This window comes from Kribbella sp. NPDC004875 (genome assembly GCF_042873375.1).
In the GTDB taxonomy this organism is placed as follows: domain Bacteria; phylum Actinomycetota; class Actinomycetes; order Propionibacteriales; family Kribbellaceae; genus Kribbella.
Genome location: NZ_JBIALI010000007.1, coordinates 95836 through 119986, shown reverse-complemented (window position 1 = coordinate 119986; position 24151 = coordinate 95836). Strand labels below are relative to the sequence as shown.

Sequence of the window (24151 nt, the reverse complement as noted above, 5' to 3'; positions counted from 1 at the left end):
TTGGTAGATGGACGACTACGCCCAACGCCCGCCCTCTCGTGGTCTGACGAGAGGGCGCTAGGAAAACCCACCCATGAACGACTCCCTGCTGCTGAACATCGTTCTGATTCTGGTCTTCGTGTTGATCGGCGGTGTCTTCGCCGCCGCCGAAATGGCCCTCGTGTCCCTGCGGGAGAGCCAGCTGAAGGCGCTGTCGCACCGCGGCAAACGCGGCGCCATCGTCGCCAAGGTCGCCGCCAACCCGAACCGGTTCCTGTCCGCCGTGCAGATCGGCGTGACCCTGATGGGCTTCCTGTCCGCCGCCTTCGGTGGCGCGACCCTGGCCGATGCCCTCTCACCACACCTGCGCAACCTCGGCCTGCCCGAGTCGGTGGCGAACACCGTCGCGCTGGTGCTGATCACCATCTGCATCTCCTACGTCTCGATCGTGCTCGGCGAGCTCGCGGCCAAGCGGCTCGCACTGCAGCGGGCCGAGACGTTCGCGCTCGGCCTCGGGCCGCTGGTCGACCGGATCGCCTCCGCGGCCCGGCCGGTCATCTGGCTGCTCTCCAAGTCGACCGACGTGGTCGTGCGCGCCCTCGGCGGCGACCCGAACGCGAACCGCGAGGTGATGACCGACGAGGAACTCCGGGACCTGGTCTCGGCGCACGAGTCGCTCGGTGAGGAAGAGCGCAAGATCGTCGACGACGTCTTCGAGGCCGGCAGCCGGCAGCTCCGCGAGCTGATGCTGCCGCGCACCGAGGTGGACTTCGTGGACGCCGAGATGCCGGCGTACAAAGCGGTCAAGTTCGCGGCCGAGCGGCCGCACTCGCGGTACCCGGTGATGAACGGTTCCGCCGACGACATCGTCGGGTTCGTGCACGTCCGGGACCTGTTCGACCCGGCCGTCGCGACCCGCTCGGTGCGGGTCGGCGACCTCGCGCGCGAGGTCCTGATGCTGCCGGACACCGCGAAACTGCTGCCGACGCTGACCGAGATGCGCCGCCGCAGTACGCACCTCGCGATCGTGCTCGACGAGTACGGCGGCACCGCCGGCATCGTCACGCTCGAGGACCTGGTCGAGGAACTGATCGGCGACATCAAGGACGAGTACGACGAGGAGCCGGCCGAGACCACGCGGTTGCGCAGCGGCGACATCGAGGTCGACGGTCTGCTGAACCTGGACGACTTCGCCGACGCGACCACGATCGAGCTCCCCGACGGGCCTTACGAGACGGTCGGTGGGTTCCTCGCCGCCAGCCTCGGGAAGGTCCCGTCGATCGGCGACGAGGTACCGCTCGACGCGCACACCCTGACCGTCACCGAGATGGACGGCCGCCGGGTCGCCCGGGTTCGGCTGCACCTGGTCACGCCGGGAGCGGAGCCGCCTCCGGCCGACGCGTCAGCACCTGCCGCCGACTGAACACGACCAGCCCACCGATGACGTACCCGAGGCCCTGGACGACCAGGACCGGGATGATGCCGACGGCGTCGCCGAGGAGCCCGGCCACGGCGATGCCGATCAGCACCGCGACGCTCTCGGCGGCGCCGACCGCCCCGAAGATCCGCCCGCGGGTGCCGTCGACGGTGAGGTTCTGGAAGACCGTCATCATCCCGGCGACGGTCAGGGCGCCGGGCAGGCCGACGACGATCATGCAGACGAAGGCCGGGACCACGCTGCTCGACACCAGCGGGTAGAGGAACAGCGTGGTGTCGATCAGGCCGAAGGCGAAGGCGCCGATACCCCACAGCGTCGCGGCCGGCCAGCGGGAGCCGATCGCGGCGGCGACCAGGCCGCCGACGATCCCGCCGACCGCCTGTGAGGACACGATCAGGCCGTAGACCTTCCCGTCGCCGCCGATCTCGGCGCTGACGAACGGTGCGAAGAGCGTGCTCATGATCCCCTCGCCGACGCCGGTGACCAGGCAGAACACGAAGAACAACCGCATCGCCGGACTGGCGACACACAACCGCAGGCCCTCGGTCCATTCCTGCTTCAGGCGCTTGATCGCCCCGCCGGTGGACTCCTCGTCCGTGGCCGGCTGCTGTCGCCGGTGCCGCATCGCGGTGACCAGGACCACGGCGATCAAGAACGTCGCGGCGTCTCCGAACGCCAGCAGCGTCAGACCGCCCGCGGCTGCCAGGACACCACCGAGCGCGGCGCCGATCAGCCGGGCGAGGTCGCGGATCTGACTGTTCAGCGCGTTCGCCGTCACGAGTTGCTCGGGGTTCACGAGCACGGGGACCAGCGACTGTTCGGCGGGGGTGAAGAACTGTTGCAGACAGCTTTGCGCGAGGACGACGCCGTACACGATCCAGATCATGTTCGCGTCGTGGACGAAGGCCAGGGGGATCAGCACCAGCGCGTTGAGCACGTTGGTCACGATCATCGTGGTCCGCTGGTTCCACCGGTCGACGAAGACGCCGGCCAGTGAGCCCAGGACGACGGCCGGGAGGAAGGATGCCAGCAGCAACCCGCCCGAAGCCAGCGTCGATCCGGTCAGTACGTATACCTGGAACGCGAGACCGGTCCGCAGCAGCCAGTCGCCGATCAGCGAGATCAGGCCGGCGCTGAGCATCAGGCGGTAGTCACGCTGCCGTGCGAGGACGCCCCACAAGTCCTTCATCTGCCTACTCCTCAGGGCTCACAGTGACGATCTGGGTCACGGCGACGTACCGGCTTCCGGGCGGTCGCGTGGACTTGTCGTCGATCGGTCGCTCGTCGATCCACCGCTGCAGCAACGCGTCGATCTCGGTGACGAGCTCGGTCAGTTCGTCGGCCGTCAGGTAGAAACCGCTCTGGCCGATGCCGGTGTTGTCGCGCCACTCGACGCCTTCGTTCGGCCGCTGCTGCTGCCACCGGCTCAGCGAGTCGAGCGCCCGCTCCGCGAGCAACTGCTCGAGGACGTCGGCCGCCGCGGCACCCTCCGGCGTCGCGGCGGCGTCCCGCCAGGACTGCGACGTCGACACCAACCGCCACGGCCGCTCGCGGTTGTCCTTCCCCGGCGCCGGCTCGACGAAGTCGTACTTCGCCAGCTGCCGCAGGTGGTGGGACGCCAGCGCCTGACTGATCCCGAGCCGCCGCGCCGCGTCGGCCGCGGTCATCGGCCCCTCCCGCCCGAGCAGCGACTGCAGGTCGAGCCGCACCGGGTGCGCCATCGCGCGAATCGCCAGCGGATCGTTCAGCAGCCGCGACCGCCGCGGATCCTTCTCCAAAGACATGCTTGGAATATCGGGTACGGCGGATCCAATGTCAAGCTGTTGCTTGGAATGTCAGTCCTGGTTGTTCTGGCCCTGATCCCCGGCGGTGGGCGCCGGAGCGAGGGCGGGGCTGGTCCTGCTGGGGTGGGGTGTTACCCGGGGTGGCTTGGCCGAGGGGACGTGCGGAGCGGTCGTCCGGCCGGAAGTCGCAGGCTTCGTGACGCCGGCAGTCGGGGCGGCTTTCGGGGCGGCTTTCGGGGTGGCCTTCGAGGTTGCTTTCGGGGTGGCCGTTGGGGTCGCTGTCGGGGTGGCGACCGGGTGGGTCGGGGGGCTCGTCACACGAGATGGCGGCGCCGAGTGCGGCGGCTGGTGGATCCGGAGGACCTCCGGCGGGATCAGCGGGGTGTTGCCGGCCTGGTCGATGAACACTCCGGCCGTGACGGCCGCGCCGGCGACGAGCAGCCCAGCCAGTACGGCGAGGAGCCGGCGCCGGATCGAGCGTCGCGCCGGGGTGAGCCCAGTGGCCCGCCCCGCCGGTCGGTCGGAGAAGGTCCAGGCGGCGAGCTCAGCGGCAGTCGGCCGGTCGTTCGGGTCCTTGGCCAGGAGCGTACGGAGCAGATCCCGGACCGGCGCCGGGAGATCCGCGGGAACCGCCGGCTCCACCTCGACGTGCTGGTAGAGGATCGTGGTCGGGTCGTCGCCCTCGAACGGCGGGCGCCCGACGAGCAGCTGGTAGAGCACGCAACCCAGCGCGTACACGTCCGACGCCGGCGTTGCCGACCGTCCAAGGGCCCGCTCGGGCGCCAGGTAATAGCTGGTGCCGAGGATCGTCCCGGACTCCGTGGTGGTCAGTGTCGAACTGCCCGGCGAGCGGGCGATGCCGAAGTCGGCCACCTTCACCGAACCGTCGACGTCGATCAGCAGGTTGTCCGGCTTGATGTCGCGGTGCACGATGTCGTGCCGGTGCGCGGCGTCCAGGCCGGCGGCCGCCTCCCGGACGATGCCGACGGCCCGCTCCGGGGAGAGCGGGCCGTGCAGTGCGAGTTCGTGGGTGACGCTGCGCCCCTCGACCAGTTCCATGACCAGGTAGTACTCGCCGTTGGAGTGGCCGAAGTCGTAGACCGCGACGACATGAGGGTGTTTCACGACCGCCGCGGCCCGGGCCTCCCGCTGGAACCGTGCCGCCGCGAAGGGATCGCGAAGATCGGGCCGCAGCAGCTTCACCGCCACCGATCGGCCGAGGAGTTCGTCGTACCCGTGATAGACCTCGCCCATCCCGCCATGGCCGAGGATCTCCGTGGTGCGATACCGCCCCGCAAGCATCACACGGAGACCAGTACCCCCGTTGGTCGCTGACGATTCAGTGATTGCGATGTTGAGTCAGGATCGAAATGTCGAGTCCCGCCGGGCGGCGCCGACCTCTGCTGCGAAGATCCAGTCAGCCGTTCGGCGAAAGGACAACCGGTCATGAAGTACCTGCTGATGATCCACAGCAACCCGATCACCTGGGGCCACCCGTCGTTCCTGCACACCGAAGCGGGCAAGGCGCTGCCGAAGAAGGCCCGCGAGGCGCTCACCGCCCAACTCGAGAATCTCCTGAAAGACCTCGACAACTCCGGTGAACTCATCACCGCGCTGCCCCTCGACCCGCCCGCGAAAACCCGGGTCGTCCGGGTCCGGGAAGGCGTCCGCGCCACCACCGACGGCCCGTACTCCGAAGCCAAAGAACAACTCGCCGGCGTCTTCCTCATCGACGTGGAGACCCCCGAGCGGGCCGAGGAGATCGCCGCCACCATCCCCGAAGCCGCTTTCTACGCCGTAGAAGTCCGCCCAGTGGCGACCCCCGACTAGCTCCGGTCCACACCCACCCACCCACCCACCCCCACCCACGCAACGCGCGAACTCGGGGCCTGAGACAGGAACCGGTGGGTGGAGACCTGCTATTTCAGGTCCCCACCCACGCCATCCTGTCTCCGGCCACCAGTTCTGGTGAGGGCAGGTCCGCGCGGTTTCGCGGTCCTGTTGCCGGTCGCAACAGCCGCGCGCTTGAGCGCAGCCCCCGTCGCGGGTGGTGTGGGGTTAGTGCTCGACGAGGCGGGTGTGGTTCTGGGTGGTGGCCAGGGCTGGGTCGAGGGTGCCCAGGGCCAGCCAGGTGGCGCCACCCACGCCGTCCTTGGCGGTGCGGACCTCGCCGGCGAAGTGCCGGCGGATCAGCCGGCCGACGGGGGACGACTCCCCGGCGACACTGCCCGCCAGCACCATCGGGCCCTTGTCCGAGGTCGTTTTCAGCCGCGCGACCGTCTCCGTGAGCAACTCGGCTGCGCGGTTCACCAGGGCCTGCGCAGTCTCGTCGTTCTGGGCGTACGCCGCCATCACGGTCGGCGCCAGCTCAGCGAGCAGCACCGGCGGGCGGCTGTTCACCGTCCTCACGAGATCGTCGCGCAACGCGTCGTACCCTTCCCGCAGCCCGGTCGCGTTCTCGTCCCGGTCGGGCAGGAGCGCGTGGACGACGGCCTGCCCGAGGAGCCCGAGTGGCTCGCGCAGGTCGAGTGCTTGCAGCACGCTGCGCACCGCTTCCCGGCCGAACCAGAAGCCCGATCCGTCGTCACCCAGCAGCCAGCCGTGGCCGCCGGCGGTGCGTAGCAGTTGGTGGTTGCGCACGAGTCCGGCGTTGCTGCCGGTGCCCGCGATCAGCACGGTGCCGTCCGGTTCCGGCGTACCTGAGGCGAAGGCGACCTCCAGGTCGCCGATGTACTCCGGCGGCACCGTGAGACCGGCGCCGGTCCAGGCGGCCTCGAACTGGGCGGCCACGTCAGGACGGCCGAGGGCGACTCCGCCGGCCATGCCGACGACGCCCGCCCGGACGCCGCTCGGGTCCAGCCCGGTGAGGGCCGCGTGAAGCGCCTGACCGAAGTTGGCCGCCGCGCTTGCGGGGTGACTGGTCGGGTTTCCGCCCGCGGCAGCTCCGCGACCGACTACGTTGCCCTGGGAGTCCGCGATCACGATCCGGGTGGAGGTGCCGCCCAGGTCTCCGCCGAGCACCAGAGGGTCGACCGACATACGCGATGCTCCAAACTGCTCAAAAGAGCCTAATAACAAGCACGATAGAACAAGGTCACGCAACGGTCCCGAGCGAGGGAGATCCCACGGATGAGCAGCCTTGACTTAAGCTGCCAGTTGAGAAAAGTTCTGTCCAGCAAACCGCAAACTTGCGCAGTTGTCGGCACGAGGAGTGTCGAAGCGTGCAGATTAGCCGAGGGGTGGGCCCGCTGATGGCCAGCAGTACTACGGGGGAGAGCACCACGGGCGGCGTGAGCGCCCAGGCCTACGTCCAGACGCTGATGCCGATCCTGTCGGCGGTCACCGAGCAGATCGACGGACCGGTCCAGCAGGCTGCGGACCTGATGGTCGCCTCGCTGCGCGCGAACGGTGTCATCCAGGCCTTCGGCTCCGGCCACTCCGAGGCGCTCGCGATGGAGATCGCCGGCCGCGCCGGTGGGCTGATCGCCAGCAACCGGATCGCGTTGCGCGACCTGGTCCTGCTCGGTGGCGAGCCGCCGGAGCTGTTGCGCAGCGCCGAGCTCGAGCGCGACCCGCAGTACTCCCGCAAGCTCTACGAGCTGTCCGCGGCCCGCGAGGGTGATCTGTTCATCATCGCCTCCAACTCCGGTGTGAACGGCTCGATCGTCGAGTTGGCGAGCGTCGTGAAGGAGAAGGGCCACCCACTGATCGCGATCACGTCGCTGCAGCACACGGGTGGGATGGAGTCGCGGCACCCGTCCGGCAAGAAGCTCATCGACTTCGCCGACGTGGTGCTCGACAACTTGGCGCCGTACGGCGATTCCGTGCTCGACCTGCCTGGCGGCGGGAAGGTGTGCGCGGTCTCCTCGATCACCGCCGCGCTGATCGCCCAGATGCTGGTCGCCGAGGTGCTGCGCCGGATGACCGAGGCCGGCGAGACCCCGCCCGTGTACCTGTCCGCGAACATCCCGGGCGGCGACGAGCACAACCACGCCCTGGAGGCGCTGTACGCCGGTCGCATCCGGCGTACCGCCTGAAGTAACCCCTGAAGTACCCCGTAAGTACTAGCCTGCCGTGGTGCTGAAACGGCGGACGTTACTGCAAGCGGCGCTGGCCGGTGCGGTCGTGAGCGGATGCTCCGGCGCCCCGGCCGCCCCGCCCGTGTCACCGGAGAACCCGTTCACCGTCGGCGGGAACGCGCCGCTCGACGTGGTGGTCAGCGAGGAGTACGGCGGGTTCGCCGCGTCGGCGTACCGGAAGAAGTACACGAGCGCCGTCGTCACGCCCAAGGTGACGCAGCAACTGTCCGACGAGCTGCTGCCGCGGTTCGCCGCGGGCAGCCCGCCCGACGTGGCGCTCAGTACCGGTGACAACGCGCTCGAACTCGGCCGGCTGGTCAAGGACGGCGCACTGGCCGACCTGCAACAGTTGCTCGACGCCCCGTCCTGGGACAACCAGAACGCCAAGGTCAAGGACCAACTGCTGGCCGGCCTGCTCGACGTCGGCCGGTACGACGGGACGCAGCGCAGCCTGAACTACATCGCGACCGTCTACGGGCTCTGGTACTCGGCCGGCCTGTTCCAGCGCAACAACTGGGAGGTCCCGCGCAGCTGGCCGGACCTGCTGGCGCTCGGCACCGACATGAAGGCCGCCGGTCTCGGACCGTTCATCTACGCCGGCACCCACCCGTACTACCTGCTCGAACTGGTGCTCACGCTGGCCGCCAAGACCGGCGGACCGGATGTGGTGAAGCGGATCGACAACCTCGACGACGGTGCCTGGAAGGACGAGAGCGTCACCCGGGCGATCACCGCGGTCGGCGAGCTGACCAAGCGCGGCCTGCTCGCGCCCGGCACCGCGCAGTACGACCACATCGGTTCACAGAAGCGCTTCCTCGCCTCGAAGGCCGGGATGCTGCCGTGCGGGAACTGGCTCGAGAACGAGATGAAGGGCCTGGTCCCGGAAGGGTTCGGGCTGACCATGTTCGCCGTACCGGCGCTGGACAGCTCGCCGGCGCTTGCCAGTGGCCTGCATGTCGCTGCCACCGCGCCGTTCCTGGTGCCGGAGAAGGCGAAGAACAAGGCCGGCGGGCTCGAGTACCTGCGAGCGCTGCTGTCCGCGGATGTCGCGGCGCAGGTCAGCTCGGAGTCCAGCCAGCTGACGATCGTGCGCGGTGCGGCCGACGGGCTGGAGATGAGTACGGCGCTCCGCTCGGCCCGCGACCTGCTGACGGCCGCCGGCGATCAGGTCATCACCTGGTACTTCGACACCTGGTACCCCGCCTTCGCGACCACGGCGGCCACGACGACGGCCCAGTTCATGGCCGGTGGCCTGCAGCAGTCCGAGTGGACCGCCCGCATCCAGGCCGCGGCCGACAAGCTCAAGCAGGACGCCGAGGTGACGAAGTACCACCGGGACTGAGACCTGGGTTAGGTTAGGGCAACCTAACTCGAACCCTGTGAGGTCTCTATGCGCCGCCTGGTGGTCCTGATCGTCCTGTTGCTCGGGTTGAGCGGCTGCGGGTCCGAGGACACGCCGGATACCGCGAGCTCGCCGGGTGGCGGTGCGTTCCCGGTGACGATCAAGAACAAGTACGGCGACACCGTGGTCAAGGCGGCGCCGCAGCGGGTCGTGACGGTCGGGCTGGTGGAGCAGGACGCGCTGCTCGCGCTGGGCGTCGCGCCGGTGGGGACGACCGAGTGGTTCGGGGAGAAGCCGGGCGCGCTGTTCCCGTGGGCGAAGGCGAAGCTTGGTGATGCCGCCGTACCGCAGGTGCTGAGCGACAAGGACGGGTTGCAGTTCGAGAAGATCGCCGCGCTGCGACCGGACCTGATCATCGGGCTGTACTCCGGGATCTCCGCCGATGACTACAAGAAGCTGACGGCCATCGCGCCGACGGTCGCGCAGCCAGCCGGCGTACCGGACTACGGGGTGTCCTGGCAGGTGGTCGCGCGGACGGTCGGTCAGGCGGTCGGGAAGCCGCGGCAGGCCGACGAGTTGGTGCGAGGCGTCGAGCAGCGGTTCGCCGACGTACGGGCGCAGCATCCCGAGTTCAAGGGCAGGACCGCGCTGATGGCGACGCCGTACGAGGGGTACTTCGTCTACGGGACGCAGGACCCGCGGTCGCGGCTGCTGACCGACTTCGGGTTCTCGCTGCCGGAGGGGCTGGACAAGGCGATCGGTGACAAGTTCGGCGCGAACATCAGTGCGGAGAAGATCGCGCTGCTCGATCAGCAGGCGCTGGTGTGGTTCCCGACCAAGGGCGGGACGGCGAAGCTGAAGGCGGATCCGCTGTACAAGAACCTCAAGGTGCGGACCGAGGGGCGGGACGTGTTCGTCGAGGAGGACTACGACAACCAGCTGTACGGCGCGACGAGTTTCGTGTCCGTGCTGAGCCTGCCGATCGTGCTCGACGAGCTGGTGCCGAAGTTGGCGGCCGCGGTGGACGGCAACCCGGCGACGAACGCGTAATACCCCGTCGCAGTCGGGGCCAGCTCGCCGTACCCTCGGGAGTGGGGAGTGAGAGCGATGGCGTGGATGCTGGCGGCAGGTGTGTTCCTGCTGCTCTGTGCCCTGCTGAACCTGCTCCTGAACCTGCTGCTGCCGCACCGGCCGGCCTCGCGCTGGCGGCGCGGGCTCGAGCGCGGGACCATGCGGATGACGTCGCGCCTGCACCGGCAGACCGTTGTCGCGCCGGATCCGTTCGACACGCTCCGCCTGCAGACCCGTCTGGGGTATCTGTCGAGCAAGATCCGCCGGGTCGAGTCCACGCCGCACGTCTACGCCCGGGCACACCGCCTGATGGCGCTGGAGGCGGCGTACGACGACCTCCTCGACGAGGCCTGCCGCCTGGCCGGCGTGCCCGGCGAACCCGAGCAACAACGCTCCGAGGCCAAACGCTGGCAGGAAGAACAGGAGCTGGCCGCCCGCGGCTGGTCCTGGTAACCCCGCGCGGCCTTCCTGCGCCCCGCCGAGCGGAGCGAGGTGTATGACTGTCGTGACCCGCCCGGGTGCGGGGCGAACTTCCGGCGCTGGCAGAATCGCTCTCATGTCCCATGCTGCGTCTGACCCCTCCGCAGCCGGTTCCCAGCGGCGCCCCCGCGTGCTCTCCGGGATCCAGCCGACGGCGGACTCCTTCCACTTCGGCAACTACCTCGGCGCGTTGCGGCAGTGGGTGGCCCTGCAGGACGACCACGAGGCGTTCTACTGCGTCGTCGACCTGCACGCGATCACCGTGGACTACGAGCCGAAGGCGCTCCGCGAGCGCACCCGGCGGTCCGCGGCGCAGCTGCTCGCGGCCGGGATCGACCCGGAGCGCTCCACCCTGTTCGTCCAGTCGCACGTGCCCGAGCACGCGCAGCTGGCCTGGGTGCTGGGCTGCCTGACCGGGTTCGGCGAGGCCAGCCGGATGACGCAGTTCAAGGACAAGTCCGCGAAGGGCGGCGCCGACCGCGCCACCGTCGGCCTGTTCACGTACCCGATCCTGCAGGCCGCCGACATCCTGATCTACCAGGCCGACCGGGTCCCCGTCGGTGAGGACCAGCGTCAGCACCTGGAGCTGACCCGCGACCTCGCGCAGCGCTTCAACCACCGGTTCGGCAAGACCTTCCGGCTGCCGGAGCCGTACATCGTCAAGGAGACCGCGAAGATCTCCGACCTGCAGGACCCGAGCGCCAAGATGAGCAAGTCCAGCTCGTCGCCGGCCGGCATCATCGACCTGCTGGACGACCCGAAGGTCAGCGCGAAGAAGATCCGCTCCGCGGTCACCGACTCCGGCCGGGACGTGATCTTCGACCAGGAGAACAAGCCCGGCGTCGCGAACCTGCTGACCATCTACTCCGCGCTGACCGGCCGGAAGATCAGCGAGCTCGAGGACGAGTATGCCGGCCGCGGGTACGGCGACTTCAAGAAGGATCTCGCCGACGTGGTGGTGGAGTTCGTCACCCCGTTCCGCGAGCAGACGCTGGCGTACCTCGACGACAAGGCGCAGCTGGACGCGATCCTGGCCGCCGGCGCCGAGCGCGCCCGCGCGGTTACCGAGCCGACCCTGGCCCGCGTCTACGACCGCCTCGGGTTCGTCCCCGGCCCGCCACAGGGCCGGTAGTGCCGACGATGCCGACGACGACGATCGGTGTCGCGGTTCCGATCGCGGAGCCGTACGGCTCGGAGCTGCAGAAGTACCGGGCCGAGTTCGGTGATCCGATGGCCGGGTCGATCCCGACGCACGTCACGCTGCTGCCGCCGACCGAGATCGACGCGGCGGACCTGGACGCGATCGACGAGCACCTGCTCGCGGTCGCGGCCCGGTTCCCGAGCTTCCGGATCCGGCTGCGCGGTACGGCGACGTTCCGGCCGGTCTCGCCGGTGGTGTTCGTGCCGCTGGCCGAGGGCATCTCGTCCTGCGAGGTGCTGCAGTCCCAGGTCCGGTCCGGGCCGCTGCAGGTCGACCTGCGGTTCCCGTACCACCCGCACGTGACGGTCGCCCACGACCTCGACAAGGCCGCCCTCGACAACGCCTACGCCGCGCTCGCGGAGTACGACTGCGCCTTCGACGTCGAGTACTTCAGCCGGTACGAGCACGGTGCCGACGGCGTGTGGCGCCCACAACGGTCGTTCCCACTGGCAGGCTGAGTCTCCTCGTCGCGGGTACAGGAGAGAGATGAACATCAAGTCGGTCTGGCAGCGGTTCAGCCGGACGCAGCTGTGGCGCGCCTGGCAGCGGTACGGCAACCGGCGCGGGAACCGCCTCGCCGGGGCCACCAGTTTCTTCGGTTTCCTGTCGTTGTTCCCGCTGATCGTGCTGGCCGCGGCGATCATCGGGCCGCTGCTCGGCGACCGGGCGATCGCGGCGCTGAAGAAGTCCCTGCACCAGTACCTGCCGGGTGTCGGCGACCGGATCGACCTCGACAGCCTGATCGCGAACGCGGGCACCATCGGGCTGATCTCCGCGATCGGCCTGCTGTTCACCGGCCTCGGCTGGATCGACTCGCTGCGCGCCTCGATCCGCTCGATGCACGAGCTGGACGACGAGCCGGGCAACGCGATCAAGCTGAAGGCCGTCGACCTCGCCGCGCTGATCGGCCTCGGCCTGATCGGCCTGATCGCGACCGCTGCGTCCTCGATCCTGACCGGTCTGTCGAAGCGGATCGTGCACGCCGCCGACCTGGAAGGCACCTGGCTGGCGAACTGGGGGATCACCCTGTTCAGCGTCGTGGTCGGCATCGCGGCCGGGGCGGTCCTGTTCCTCTACATGCAGACCGCGCTGCCGCGGATCATCCTGCCGCGGAAGGTTGCCGGGATCGCGGCGCTGGCCGGCGGCATCGTGTTCTACCTGGCGCAGCGGCTCGGCAACCTGTACGTCGGCCACGTGATCGGCACGAACGCGGCGTACGGCGCGCTCGCGGTGCCGCTGGCGCTGCTGGTGTGGATCTACCTGATGACGCGGGTGATCATGCTGATCGCGGCGTGGACCAAGGAGGCCACGCTCGACGCCCGGGCCGCGGAAGAGCCTGAGCCGGCCGAAACCGACGCGGCCGACCGGCTGGTCGAGCGTGAGCCCGAGCCCGAGCCGCTCCTGCTCGGGCCGCCGGGGAAGCGGTACAAGGTGGTCCCGATCCCGGAGCGCAAGGCGGACACCGTCGCGGTCGCCGCCGGTGCCGTGCTGGGGGCCACGCTCACCACGTTGGCCGTGCAGACGGTCCGCGCGGTACGCGCCGTACGGCGTTAGTGCCGACGGGCGCCTGCCGCTGCCGCTGAGCGGCGGCGGCGGAGGCTGCGCGGGCGGCGCAGGAAGAGCCCGAGGAGCAGCACCGGGGGTCCGGCGTACACCCAGGCGGGGACCCGGAAGGCAAGGGACTGGACGGCCTGCCCGGGGTTGAGGACGGTGCGGCTGCGCGGCGGCCGCGGCGTCCCCGTGGTCGGCTTCGTCTCGGTGCCGGACTTGCCCTGCGTCTGGGTCTTCGTCGGGGCCTCGGCCTTGACCAGGGTGCCGACCGGCTTGAGCTTGCCGTAGTTGGTGAACGTCCAGGTCAGCAGGTTGCCGGCGTCCTGGGTAATGCCGTGCGGCGCGTTCATCATCGTGACCACGAGCGTGTGCCCGTTGCGCTTGGCGGCGCCGACGAAGGTGTTCCGGGCCAGCGTGGTGTACCCGGTCTTGATCCCGATCGCGCCGTCGTAGTTGAACAGCAGCTTGTTCTGGTTCGCGACCTGGTACGTGCCCTTGTTGCCCACGTTCGGGAAGTTCGTGAACTTGGTCGAGGCGTACTTCGCGAAGTCCTGCCGCTGGAGCCCGGCCTGCGCGAACAGCGCCAGGTCGTAGGCGCTGGAGTACTGCCCGTCGGCGTCCAGGCCGGTCGGGTCGGTCACGGTGGTGTCCAGCGCGCCGATTTCCTTGGCCTTCGCGTTCATCCGCTGCACGGTCGCCGGTACGCCGCCCTGGTCGTGGGCGCACAATGCGTGCACCGCGTCGTTCCCCGACGCCAGGAACATGCCCTGGAACAGCTGGTCGACGGTGTAGTGCAGGCCCGGGTAGACCCCGACCTTGCTGCCGATGATCCCGGCGTCGGCGTCACTGCCGATCACCGGATCGGTCTTCTTCAGCCGCGGCAGCAGGACCAGTGCGGTCAGCGTCTTGAGCGTGCTGGCCGGGCGGAGTCGCGCGTGCGGGGCCTTCGCCGCCAGCACCTGACCGGTGTCCACGTCGGCCACCACATAGGCCGACGCCTGCACCGCCGGCGGCGACGCCCCGTTGGCGACGACCGTCGGCTTCGCGGTCAGCAGGTCGCCGCCGACCGGGCCTTGTGGGCCCTCGCCGGCGGCGGTCGCTGTCAGCGGGCCGGCCACCACGAGTGCCGTGGTCGCGCAGGCCGTCAGAAGCAAACGCATCGGCGGCACTCTAGTTGCCGCACGGTGCAGATGTCACAGTCGGGTCTCATGCCCGGTAAGCAGTCCACATGCTGCTCATCCGGGTTGACTGGCCGGGGGTGAACTGGTTGTAGCAGGTGTCGTAGGAGTAATCCATGTAGTTGTGGATCGGGTCCAGGCCTGGCAGCGAGCAGGAGTCCCGGCCGGTCGGGCAGCCGCTGGAGGCGCTGCTCTGCGCGGGCGTGTCGGCCACCGAGTCGTTCGTGCTCGTGCAGCCGCCCTGGAACGTGTGGTAGAGCCCGAACCAGTGGCCGGCCTCGTGGGACGCGGTCTTGCCGAGGTTGTAGTTGGTCGCCGAGCCGCCGGGCAGCGAGGTGTACTGCACCCGGATCCCGTCGATCCCCGGGTTGCTCGCGTAGTCCCACGGGAAGGTCGCGATCCCGAGGTACGAGAAGTCCACCAGCCAGATGTTCAGCGCGTTCTTGCCACCCTTGCGGGTCTGGTTCCGGTACTGCGTGCTTTGCCGGTCGTTGTGCCACTGGTTGTTGTTGTAGCGGTCGGTGCCGGCCAGGTAGAACGTGAAGCCGGTGTTCGCGGCCTCCGACGACTCGGCGCCGGCGTAGTCCTGGTTCAGCTCGGCGATCTGCTGCGAGATCTGGCTGTCGGTGACGTCACCGGCGCCGGTGCTGCTGCGCATCACGTGCACGTAAACGGGTACGCTCGCGGCCGCCAGTCGGCCGGCCTTCGGGGCGAGGCCGCGCGCGGCCTTGGCCTTCAGGATCTGCGCGGTCCGGGCGTCGATGGCCTTCTGCTCGGCAGCGGACAGTTCGCGGTGGTCGGCGCCGAAGCCGCCACGGGCCGTGGCCCCTTCTTCAGGCGTGAAGCAGGCCGGATTTCCCACTTGATCGACCGGCAACTTGGCGGTCGCCTGGCCTCCGAGTGGGCTGAACGCGAGCGCCGTGCCGGCCAGCAGGACGGCGAGGGCGCGGTGGCGGGAAACGAAACGACCGGGGTGGTGGGGCGGGGAAGGAATCCAAGCTCGCATGGCGGTCCTCCAGAGATCGGGCCGCTTGGGCGGTGCGGCCGGATCCCAGGATTTTCCGCACCATCCCGCGTACTGCCAACCGGTTCGCTGTCCGACCCGTGCCACGGCACCAGCACGCCGTAGTCCAGGGAGCGATCGGGGATGCATCGATGCAAGAGAATCCGTCGGTTTCGTGGCATGATGCGGGCGTGGCGCAACGTCGAGTTCGCCGCGTCCGGATGAAGGACGTGGCCGCGCATGCCGGGGTCTCCCCGCGCACGGTGTCGAACGTCGTGAACAACTACGCCTACGTCAGCGACGAGATGCGCGCCCGGGTGCAGAAGTCGCTCGACGAGCTCGGCTACCAGATGGACTACCTGGCCCGAGGTCTCCGCTCGGGCCGCACCGGCTTCGTCGCGCTGGTCGTCCCGAGCCTGGCCGAGCCGTACTTCGCCGCGCTGGCCGAGAGCGTGATCAGGGCGGCCCGCGGGCATCGGCTGAGCGTGCTGATCGAGACGACCGGCAACGAACCCGAAATCGAACACGAGATCCTCCAGGGATCGCTCACCAAGATGGTCGACGGGGTGTTGGTGAACGCGGTCGCCGCCGATCACGAGGGGAACCCGGATCTTCCGACGGTGCTGCTCGGGGAATCCCCGCCGGTCGCGAACACGCCGCACGTGGGCATCGACAACGTGGCCGCGGCGCGGACCGTCGTACAGCATCTGATCGACCGTGGGCACCATCGGATCCTGGCCTTCGGGAATCAGGACACCGAGACCGCCAGGCTGCGTTTCGAGGGTTATCGGCAGGCGATTGCGGGCGCGCGGCTCGGCGGGCTGCTCAGCCTGGACTTTCCCGAGTCGTGGTCGGCCGAGGGGGCGTACCGGGAGATCTCGGCGCTGCTGCGTCGCCGGGCGCGGCCGCCGGACGCGATCTTCGCGTTCAACGACAGCCTGGCGCACGGCGCGCTCCGGGCGATCCGGGACCGCGGGCTGAAGGTTCCCGACGACATCGCGATCGCCGGCATCGACGACATCGTGATGAGCAGGTTCTCGGACCCGCCGCTGACCACGATCGCCCCGGATCTGGACGAGCTCGCGAACCGTGCGCTCGGGCTGCTCGTCGACCAGATCGACGGTCATCCGATGCCGTACGAGTTCACGCGCACGCTCACGTCGTTCCGACTGGTCGTCCGCGCCTCGAGCTGAGGGTTCGCGAACTCTTGCATCGATGCACATCATCATGCGAAGGTGACGCCCGGAATCGAGCCGATCCCGATCTCACCTCCCGCGTCGATGAGGAGCAAGAGATGGATGTTTCGCGACGATCTTTCGTGATGGCAACTGCAGCCGGCGGTGCCGCGGTGGCGCTGCCGCTTCAGAACGGTCTACCGGCAGCGGCCGCACCGCCGGCCGCCCCGACGCCGCTGACACTCGAGAAGGCTCCGGCGTCCGCCGGCGGTCTGGCCGGTATCCGCGCGGTCGCCGGCGCCCAGGTCGTCTGGGAGTGCCCAGGCCCGCTCCGGATCGAGGTGAAGGTCGGCGACGCGCCGGTGCGGTCGGCGGCAGGGTACGCCTCGCTGGTTGTTTCCGGTGGTCGTGCGTCCGGAGTCGGCCAGGTCACCACCGCGACCGGTGGCCGCTACGAGTTCCGCGACGAGTGGCGAACGGACGGTTCCGCCGTCACGCTCAGCAGATCCGTCACGGCCGTCGCGCCGAATCCCCTGCAAGAGATGGGATTCGCGTCGAGTCTCGAGATCCTGCCGGCGGCTGCCGGCCCGCTGAGCGAGCAGGACCTGCTGCTTCCGGCGATCCGGGCCGGGAGTACGGCGGGCATCGGCGGCGGTATCGCGGGCAACGACGCCGCCGAGTGGATCCTCGTGCGCGAGATGCGGATGACGCTCCCGTTCGCGGCCCTGCGCAATCGCCGGAGCGGGCGGACGATCAGTCTGGCCCACGTCGATGCGGCACCTCGAACCGCGACCGACGGCCGCTACCCGGAGAACTCGAACGCCTGGTGGATCCACGAGGACGTGCAGTTCGCATCGCTCGGCGTCCACCAGTTGCCCGAACACAAGACCGCGCTGGCGATCGCCTATCCCGGCAGTGAAGGCGACATCACCTATCTCGGCGGGCAATGGACGCGGCGCAGTCATCCCGCGCGCGCCGGATTCACCCACACGTACCAGGTCCGCATCGCCGCCGCGGAGTCCGAGACCTTCGCGACCGCGGCGCGTGACGCCTGGCGAGACCATTGGAAGCTGTTCAAGGTCACGCCGTTGAAGGACCGCAACCGACAGGTCCATGAGTCCGGATTGGCCCTGCTGGACAGCCAGGTGGCCCGCTACAACGGCAAACCCGGGCTGCCGTTCAGGTCTCGACTGGACAGCGGCGAGGCCGATGCAGTGAGCTACATGATGGGCTTCGTCGGCCAGCAAGTGCCGGCCGGGTTTCAGTTGCTGCGCAGCGGCCTGCGGGACGGCAACTCCGCGCGCCGGGCGAAAGGCCAGGACATCCTGGACTTCTGGGCGACCGAGGCACCGTTGCCGAACGGACTCGTGCGCCTGTGGATCGACGGTGACCAACCACGCTGGCGGGACTGGTACCAGGCGTTCGTCCGCGTCGCAGCCGACGGAATGGACGGGATGGTCGACGCGTGCCGGCTGATGCGGGATCGTGGCGAGCCCGTCGCCGCGTGGGAGAAGGCGGTCACCGGATTCGCCGATTTCCTGGTCCGCAAGCAGTACGCCGACGGGTCGTTCGCCCGGTCCTACAACCAGGACGGCTCGGTCGCGAGTGACGCCCGTAGCAACACCTCGCACCCGATCCGGTTCCTCTGCAACACCGCCGTACTGACCGGGGACGACCGCTACCGCAAGGCGGCTCTCGCGGCCGGCGAGTGGTACCTCGCCAACACCAAGGACTGGCAGTTCATCGGTGGGACGGCCGACAATCCCAACGTCCTCGACAAAGAGGCCGGCGGGATGGCCATGAACGCAAGCCTTGCGCTGTACAACCTCACCGGCGAAGATCGTTGGCTCGACCTCGCCCGCCGGGCGGCCGACTTCACCGAGACCTGGCTCGTCGCGTGGCGCTGGCGGATCACCACGCCACGCCGTTCGTACGCACGCGACGGCGCCTTCGGCCTGTCGTTCATTGCTGCGGGACATTCGGGTGTCGACAACTGGATCTGTTACCAGAGCTGGAATTTCTACCGGATCTTTTTGTTCACCGGTGATCCGCATTATCGCGACGTCGCGCTGACGATCCTCACCGCCGGCGTGCGAACCACCGAGCTTCCCGGTCAGTCGCAGGGGTACGCCGTACCCGGTCTGGTCGAGGAGGCGATCGGGCTCAGTGACCTCGTGGTTAGCGGCTCCAACGTCTGGCTGCCGTGGTGTTCGGTCGCCGAGGTGGAGCCGTTGTCACGCTTCCTCGACACGTTCGGAACCCTTGATCTGGGGGCCCTCGAGGCGATCCCGCTTGCCGAGCGGCAACGGGCGAACCGAATGCCGTCGCGCTGAGGTCACGCCAGTTCAACGATAGAAAATTCTGCTGGCCGAGCCGTTGACAGGCCGTTTGCGCGCGGTGCAAACTCCTGGCACCTCAGCGGTTACATCGTTGGAAGTCGTGTGAGGACTGCCCATTGATCACGTCCACGATTGATCCGGCGTTCACCGTCGGTCAGGTCAACCCCCTGCTGTTCGGGACCTTCGTCGAGCATCTCGGACGTTGCGTCTACACCGGGATCTACGAGCCCACCCACCCCACCGCGGACGCCGACGGATTCCGCGGCGACGTCGCCGGCCTGGTGCAGGAACTCGGTGCGACGATCGTCCGCTACCCAGGCGGCAACTTCGTCTCCAACTATCGCTGGGAGGACGGCGTCGGACCGCGGGCGAACCGGCCCCGCGTCCTCGACCTGGCCTGGAAGTCGATCGAGACCAATCAGGTCGGCACCGACGATTTCCTTGCCTGGTGCAACCGAATCGGCATCCAGCCGATGCTCGCCGTCAACCTCGGCAACCGCGGTCTGTCCGAGGCGGTCGACTACCTCGAGTACGTCAACGGAGCGGCCGGAACCCGGTACGCCGACCAACGCGTCGGCAACGGGTACGCCGAACCGTGGAACGTGCGACTGTGGTGTCTCGGCAACGAGATGGACGGACCGTGGCAGATCGGGCACAAGACGCCGCTCGAGTACGCACGGCTCGCCCAGGAGGTCGCGCGGGCGTACAAGACGTTCGACCCCGAGCTCCAACTGGTGGCCTGCGGTTCGTCGAACACCACGATGCCGACCTTCGGCGAGTGGGAACGCGTCGTCCTCGAGCACTGCTTCGACGATGTCGAACTCATCTCGGCGCACGCGTACTACGAACCGGTCGACGGCGACGAGGTCTCGTTCCTCTCGTCCTCGACCCACATGGACCGCTTCATCCGCGGAGTGGTCGCGACCGCCGATCACGTCGCGGCGAAACGGCATTCGGGCAAGCGCATCAACGTCTCCTTCGACGAGTGGAACGTGTGGTTCGCCGCCCGGCACGGCGAGCGCGAGGAAGAGCGCAGCGCAGCTTCCGAGGCTCCGGAGCTGATCCAGGACGTCTACAACGCACTCGACGCGGTGGTGGTCGGGTCGTTGCTGATCACGTTGCTGCGCAACACCGATCGCGTCGGCGTTGCTTGCCAGGCGCAACTGGTGAACGCGATCGCGCCTATCCTCACGGTCGCCGGTGGCGCCGCGTGGCGGCAGACGATCTTCCATCCGTTCGCCCTGACCGCGAAGTACGCCCGCGGAACGGTTCTGATGCTGGCCGGTGACCAGGGTCAGGTCGACACCCCGGCGTACGGGCCGGTCGAGCAGGTCTGGGCCGTCGCGACGCACGATCCCGAGGCGGGCGAGCTGACGGTCTTCGCCGTGAACCGATCGCTGACCGACGCTGCGTCCTGGCAGCTGCGGCTCGGCGCGTTCGGCGACGTACGGCTGACCGAGCATCTGGTCCTCGCCGAGGACGACCGCTACGCGGTCAACTCCTCGGACATGCCCGACCGGGTGGTCCCGCACCCGGGTACGTCGGGCATCACCGACTGCGCCTTGGACGTCACCATGCCGCCGGCGTCCTGGCACTGCATTCGGCTCGCTTGTCATTGATCCCCAGAAAGGACCTGACGATGAATTCTCGCGATTCCGTGCGGCTCGGCCGCCGGGCAGTGCTAGGTGCAGCAGGCGCCGCCGCGGCCGGGCTGTCACTCGCCGCCTGCGGTGGCAGCAAGGGCCCCGGCCAGGCCGGGGCTGCCGCCACCGGCAAGGGTGGCGCCGACGGTTACAACGGCCCGGACGTCCAGCTGCAGTACTGGAACGGTCTGACCGGTGGTGACGGTCCGGTGATGAAGAAGCTGGTCCAGAAGTTCATGGACGCCAACCCCAAGATCAAGGTGACGACCACCTCGATCGCCTGGGCCGACCTGTTCCAGAAGCTGCCGGCCGCGGTGCAGAGCGGCAAGGCGCCGGACATCTGCCTGATGCACACCGCGGACATCGCGACGAACGCCGCCCGGCGCGTCATCCAGCCGATCGACGACGTCGTCAAGGGACTCAACCTCACCGCGGCCGACTACGCCGACGCGGTCTGGAAGTCCGCGCACTACCAGGACAAGCAGTACGCCATTCCGCTCGACATCCACCCGGCCGGTCTCTACTACAACAAGAAGGTGCTGACCCAGGTCGGCGCCGACCCGACCAAGCCGCCGACCACCAAGGACGAGTTCATGGCCGTCCTGGACAAGTGCAAGTCCAAGGGCGTCAAGGGGTACTGGGTGAGCGCGCTCAGCGTCGGCGGGCTGATCGCCCAGTCGATGATCTTCCAGAGCGGCGGCTACATGATCAGCGACGACGGCGCCAAGACCGGCTTCGGTGACCAGCCGGCGATCGACTCGATCACGTTCTTCAAGAGCCTGATCGACAACGGGTACTCGCCTGCCAACGCCGCTGGTGACGGCGACTGGGTGTCGTTCAGCAACAACAAGGCCGCGTTCATGATCGTCGGCCCGTGGATGGTGACGCCGTGCAAGCAGGCCAAAGGCCTGGACTGGGGTTGCGCGCCGGTCCCTCTGCTCGGCGGTGACCAGCAGACCTGGGCCGGGTCGCACTGCTTCACGCTGCCGCGGCAGACCAGCCAGGACAAGAACAAGGGCGACGCTGCGCGGTTCTTCGTGAACTGGATGAGCCAGCACTCGGTCGGCTGGGCCGAGGCCGGGATGGTGCCTGCCCGCAAGTCGGTCCGGGAGTCGAAGGAGTTCGAGCAGTACACCGAGGTCAAGCAGTTCGAGAAGATGATCGACTGGGCGCACTTCCCGCCGAACGTCGCGGGCATGTCGGACACCGACCCGGAGTGGTCGAAGGGTGTGAGCCTGGCGATGACCGGTAAGCAGCCGGTCGCGGACGCGCTCAAGGCCGCGGCGGACAAGGGCAACAAGATCCTGGAAGCGAACAAGAAGAAGTACGGCTGATGGCCACCGTGACAGGGCGTCCGGCGGCGATCAGCCGCCCGACGCTGCGGCACTACCGCCCGATCACGCCGTACCTGTTCGTCGCGCCGTTCGTGATCCTGCTGCTGGCGTTCCTGGTGTTCCCGGCGGTCTTCGGGATCTGGATCAGCCTGCACAACTGGGACTTCATGCTGCCGGGCAAGCCCTGGGTCGGGTTGCAGAACTACAAGGACCTGTTCGACTCCACTTCGGTGATCTTCCACCCGTTCTGGAACGGCATGAAGAACACGTTCCTGTTCGTGCTGATCAGCGTGCCGTTCCTGGTCTCGATCCCGCTGCTGCTGTCGCTGCTGCTGAACAAGAAGTTTCCCGGCCGGACCTTCTTCCGGGCGATCATCTTCACGCCGTTCGTGCTCGGCGTGGCCGTGGTCGGGGTGCTGTTCGGGTACCTGTTCGATCCCGAGGTCGGGGTCGTCAACGGGATCCTGTCCGGACTCGGGATCGGCAAGATCGCCTGGCTGACCAGCCAGCCGCAGGCGTGGATCACGATCCTGATCTGTACGGTCTGGTGGACGATCGGCTTCAACGCGGTGATCTTCCTGGCCGGTCTGCAGTCGCTGTCGCAGGAGCTCTACGAGGCCGCCGAGCTGGATGGCGCCGGCCGCTGGGGCAAGTTCCGGCACATCACGATCCCGGGTCTGCGGAACGTGTTCATCTTCGTGCTGATCACGACGGTGCTGGCCAGCGCCAACCTGTTCGGGCAGCCGTACCTGCTGACCCACGGCGGCCCGGGTGACAGTACGACGACGGCCATCATGGCGATGACGAACGAGGGCCTGCGAGGCTTCCGGATGGGTACGGCGGCCGCGATGAGCTACCTGCTGGCCATCGTCCTCGGCCTGGTGTCGGTCGCCAACTTCCTGCTGATGAGGGAGCGCAAGTGACGACGACCACGACTCCGGCGTACGTCGGTACGGAACAGGACACGCCCGGCCAGGGACCTGGCGGGCATCGGCGGCGGGCGTACTCACGGACGCGCGTCGGGCCGCTGACCTACGTGGCGATGACGCTGATCTCGCTGATCTTCGTCGTACCGCTGCTGTGGATGCTGCTGACCACGTTCAAGACCGAGTCGGACGCGCGATCGATCCCGATCAAGGTCATGCCCAGCGAGTGGACGCTGCGCGCCTACAAGCTGATCTTCGCGGACGCGGCGAACCCGGTGTACCTGTGGCTGGCGAACTCGTTCGCGGTCTCGATCCTGCACATGCTGCTGGTGCTGGTCGTCGCGTCGATGGCGGCGTACGCGTTGTCGCGGATGCGGTTCCGGGGGCGCAACCTGCTGTTCGGGACGCTGATCGCGACGCTGTTCATCCCGGGCTTCATCTTCTTCATGCCGAACTACCTGACGATGAGCACGCTCGGCTGGCTGGACAGCTATTGGGCGTTGGTGGTGCCCGGCGCGGCCAACGCGTTCGGGGTGTTCTTCCTCCGGCAGTTCTTCCTGGCGATCCCGCGGGAGCTGGAGGAGAGCGCGTTGATCGACGGTGCGAACTCGTGGACGATCTTCACCCGGATCGTGCTGCCGTTGTCCAAACCGGCGCTGGTGACGCTGGCGGTGCTGAGTTTCCTGGGGGCCTGGAACGACTTCGTCTGGCCCGTCTTCGTGCTGTTCAGTCCGGAGAAGATGACGCTGGCTCCCGGTCTGGCGACACTGCAGGGTGCGTACACGACCGACTATCCGGTGGTGATGGCCGGCGCGACGCTGGCCGCCGTACCGGTGCTGATCCTGTACGTCGTCGTCCAGCGTTACGTCATCGAGGGAGTCGCCAACAGCGGTCTGAAGGGGTGAGATTCACGCCAGGAACGCTCGGAGCAGGGCTTCGGTCCCGGCCAGGTGTTCCTGCATCGAGCGGCGGGCGGCATCGGGGTCGCCCGCCAGGATCGCGTCGACGACGGTCTGGTGCTGTTCGTTGGAATGCTCGAGGTTGGGCTCGAGCAGCGGGATCGCGTCGAGGAGCTCGTTCAGTCGCATCCGGACGTCGGCCATCGCGGACGTGAGCGACGGTGAGCCGGTCACCTCGGCGATCGCCAGGTGCAGGCGAGAGTCCAGGCGCCGGTAGTCCGTGAGGCGGGCCGCCGAGGTGTCGGCGAGGCAGCGCTCGAGGTGGTCGCGTTCGGCGTCGGTGAGATGCCGGGACGCGGCCGCTTCGGCGGCCCCCGTCTCCAGGACGGAGCGCAGCGTGAGCGCGTCGTCCAGTCCGGCGGCGAGATCCCGGGCGCGGCGTTTGGCCGTCGTACGACGGGGTTTCGGCAGCCGCTCGTTGACGAACGTTCCCCCGTAGCGGCCGCGGCGAGAGCCGACGTACCCGGCCTCGGTGAGGGCGTGGATCGCCTCCCGGAGCGTGACCCGGCTGACGTTCAGCCGGGCCGCGAGCTCGCGTTCCGGCGGCAGGCGGTCACCGGGCACGACGACGCCGAGCTTGATTGCCTGCAGCAACCGCTCGACCGTCTCCTCGAACGGGTTCCCGGCCCGCACCGGCCGGAACACCGCGTCATCTGCCTGCGTGACCAT

Annotated in this window: 22 protein-coding genes; 15 read left to right on the top strand and 7 right to left on the bottom strand. The window is 68.6% G+C overall.

Annotation, left to right across the window (positions count from 1 at the left end; translation table 11 throughout):
- The first annotated feature begins 73 nt into the window (after positions 1–73).
- Positions 74–1402 carry a hemolysin family protein gene (locus ACFYRH_RS34895; protein WP_387784139.1) on the top strand — a complete coding sequence of 443 codons (1329 nt, stop codon included), beginning with the start codon at positions 74–76 and terminating at the stop codon, positions 1400–1402.
- Here the strand turns inward: ACFYRH_RS34895 and ACFYRH_RS34890 are convergent.
- Genes ACFYRH_RS34890 through ACFYRH_RS34880 form a run of 3 tightly spaced genes read right to left on the bottom strand, consistent with a single transcriptional unit; the run spans position 1347 to position 4503 of the window.
- A complete protein-coding gene (locus ACFYRH_RS34890; RefSeq protein WP_387784137.1) occupies positions 1347–2606 on the bottom strand; it encodes an MFS transporter in 1260 nt (419 codons plus the stop codon). The genes ACFYRH_RS34895 and ACFYRH_RS34890 overlap by 56 nt on opposite strands.
- Before the next feature lie 4 nt (positions 2607–2610).
- Entirely contained in the window at positions 2611–3201 is a 591-nt protein-coding gene (locus ACFYRH_RS34885; RefSeq protein WP_387784135.1) for an ArsR/SmtB family transcription factor, read from the bottom strand.
- Between the two features lie 51 nt (positions 3202–3252).
- The gene (locus ACFYRH_RS34880; protein ID WP_387784134.1) at positions 3253–4503 is read right to left on the bottom strand and encodes a protein kinase; all 1251 of its coding nucleotides are present in this window, start codon (positions 4501–4503) and stop codon (positions 3253–3255) included.
- Positions 4504–4647: 144 nt separating this feature from the next.
- Between ACFYRH_RS34880 and ACFYRH_RS34875 the strand changes: the two genes are divergently transcribed.
- Positions 4648–5031 (top strand): YciI family protein, encoded by a 384-nt coding sequence (locus ACFYRH_RS34875; protein ID WP_387784133.1) that lies wholly within the window; start codon positions 4648–4650, stop codon positions 5029–5031.
- A gap of 228 nt (positions 5032–5259) precedes the next feature.
- On the opposite strand, the gene ACFYRH_RS34870 is transcribed toward ACFYRH_RS34875, so the two are convergent.
- Entirely contained in the window at positions 5260–6240 is a 981-nt protein-coding gene (locus tag ACFYRH_RS34870; protein WP_387784131.1) for an N-acetylglucosamine kinase, read from the bottom strand.
- Positions 6241–6452: 212 nt separating this feature from the next.
- Here ACFYRH_RS34870 and ACFYRH_RS34865 point away from each other — a divergent pair, with 212 nt between their 5' ends.
- The 7 genes from ACFYRH_RS34865 (at position 6453) to ACFYRH_RS34835 (ending at position 12928) form a co-directional block, all read left to right on the top strand.
- Positions 6453–7238, top strand: a complete 786-nt coding sequence (locus ACFYRH_RS34865; protein ID WP_387784129.1) for a sugar isomerase domain-containing protein — start codon at positions 6453–6455, stop codon at positions 7236–7238.
- Between the two features lie 40 nt (positions 7239–7278).
- Complete coding sequence (gene ngcE / locus ACFYRH_RS34860; protein ID WP_387784128.1) at positions 7279–8622, top strand: N-acetylglucosamine/diacetylchitobiose ABC transporter substrate-binding protein; 1344 nt, start codon at positions 7279–7281, stop codon at positions 8620–8622.
- A 48-nt stretch (positions 8623–8670) separates the two neighbouring features.
- Entirely contained in the window at positions 8671–9672 is a 1002-nt protein-coding gene (locus ACFYRH_RS34855; protein ID WP_387784127.1) for an iron-siderophore ABC transporter substrate-binding protein, read from the top strand.
- A gap of 57 nt (positions 9673–9729) precedes the next feature.
- A complete protein-coding gene (locus ACFYRH_RS34850) occupies positions 9730–10146 on the top strand; it encodes a hypothetical protein (RefSeq protein ID WP_387784126.1) in 417 nt (138 codons plus the stop codon).
- Between the two features lie 103 nt (positions 10147–10249).
- Positions 10250–11305, top strand: coding sequence for a tryptophan--tRNA ligase (gene trpS, locus ACFYRH_RS34845; protein ID WP_387784125.1), 1056 nt, complete (start codon positions 10250–10252; stop codon positions 11303–11305).
- An 8-nt stretch (positions 11306–11313) separates the two neighbouring features.
- Positions 11314–11832: a 2'-5' RNA ligase family protein gene (locus tag ACFYRH_RS34840; RefSeq protein ID WP_387784124.1), complete on the top strand. Its 519-nt coding sequence runs from the start codon at positions 11314–11316 to the stop codon at positions 11830–11832.
- 28 nt (positions 11833–11860) lie between these two features.
- Entirely contained in the window at positions 11861–12928 is a 1068-nt protein-coding gene (locus ACFYRH_RS34835) for a YhjD/YihY/BrkB family envelope integrity protein (RefSeq protein ID WP_387784123.1), read from the top strand.
- On the opposite strand, the gene ACFYRH_RS34830 is transcribed toward ACFYRH_RS34835, so the two are convergent.
- Entirely contained in the window at positions 12925–14085 is a 1161-nt protein-coding gene (locus tag ACFYRH_RS34830; protein WP_387784122.1) for a D-alanyl-D-alanine carboxypeptidase family protein, read from the bottom strand. The genes ACFYRH_RS34835 and ACFYRH_RS34830 overlap by 4 nt on opposite strands.
- Before the next feature lie 46 nt (positions 14086–14131).
- Positions 14132–15109 (bottom strand): zinc metalloprotease, encoded by a 978-nt coding sequence (locus ACFYRH_RS34825; RefSeq protein WP_387784121.1) that lies wholly within the window; start codon positions 15107–15109, stop codon positions 14132–14134.
- A 188-nt stretch (positions 15110–15297) separates the two neighbouring features.
- Here ACFYRH_RS34825 and ACFYRH_RS34820 point away from each other — a divergent pair, with 188 nt between their 5' ends.
- The 6 genes from ACFYRH_RS34820 (at position 15298) to ACFYRH_RS34795 (ending at position 23428) form a co-directional block, all read left to right on the top strand.
- Positions 15298–16299 carry a LacI family DNA-binding transcriptional regulator gene (locus ACFYRH_RS34820; protein ID WP_387784119.1) on the top strand — a complete coding sequence of 334 codons (1002 nt, stop codon included), beginning with the start codon at positions 15298–15300 and terminating at the stop codon, positions 16297–16299.
- Positions 16300–16427: 128 nt separating this feature from the next.
- Complete coding sequence (locus ACFYRH_RS34815) at positions 16428–18614, top strand: hypothetical protein (protein WP_387784118.1); 2187 nt, start codon at positions 16428–16430, stop codon at positions 18612–18614.
- A 125-nt stretch (positions 18615–18739) separates the two neighbouring features.
- Positions 18740–20239 carry an alpha-N-arabinofuranosidase gene (locus ACFYRH_RS34810; protein ID WP_387784556.1) on the top strand — a complete coding sequence of 500 codons (1500 nt, stop codon included), beginning with the start codon at positions 18740–18742 and terminating at the stop codon, positions 20237–20239.
- Positions 20240–20259: 20 nt separating this feature from the next.
- Positions 20260–21597, top strand: a complete 1338-nt coding sequence (locus ACFYRH_RS34805; RefSeq protein WP_387784116.1) for an ABC transporter substrate-binding protein — start codon at positions 20260–20262, stop codon at positions 21595–21597.
- Complete coding sequence (locus ACFYRH_RS34800; RefSeq protein ID WP_387784115.1) at positions 21597–22520, top strand: carbohydrate ABC transporter permease; 924 nt, start codon at positions 21597–21599, stop codon at positions 22518–22520. The genes ACFYRH_RS34805 and ACFYRH_RS34800 overlap by 1 nt, the downstream gene beginning before the upstream one ends.
- Positions 22517–23428: a carbohydrate ABC transporter permease gene (locus tag ACFYRH_RS34795; RefSeq protein ID WP_387784113.1), complete on the top strand. Its 912-nt coding sequence runs from the start codon at positions 22517–22519 to the stop codon at positions 23426–23428. Before ACFYRH_RS34800 ends, ACFYRH_RS34795 begins: the two co-directional genes overlap by 4 nt.
- A gap of 3 nt (positions 23429–23431) precedes the next feature.
- Here the strand turns inward: ACFYRH_RS34795 and ACFYRH_RS34790 are convergent, their stop codons facing one another.
- Positions 23432–24151, bottom strand: coding sequence for a FadR/GntR family transcriptional regulator (locus tag ACFYRH_RS34790; RefSeq protein WP_387784111.1), 720 nt, complete (start codon positions 24149–24151; stop codon positions 23432–23434).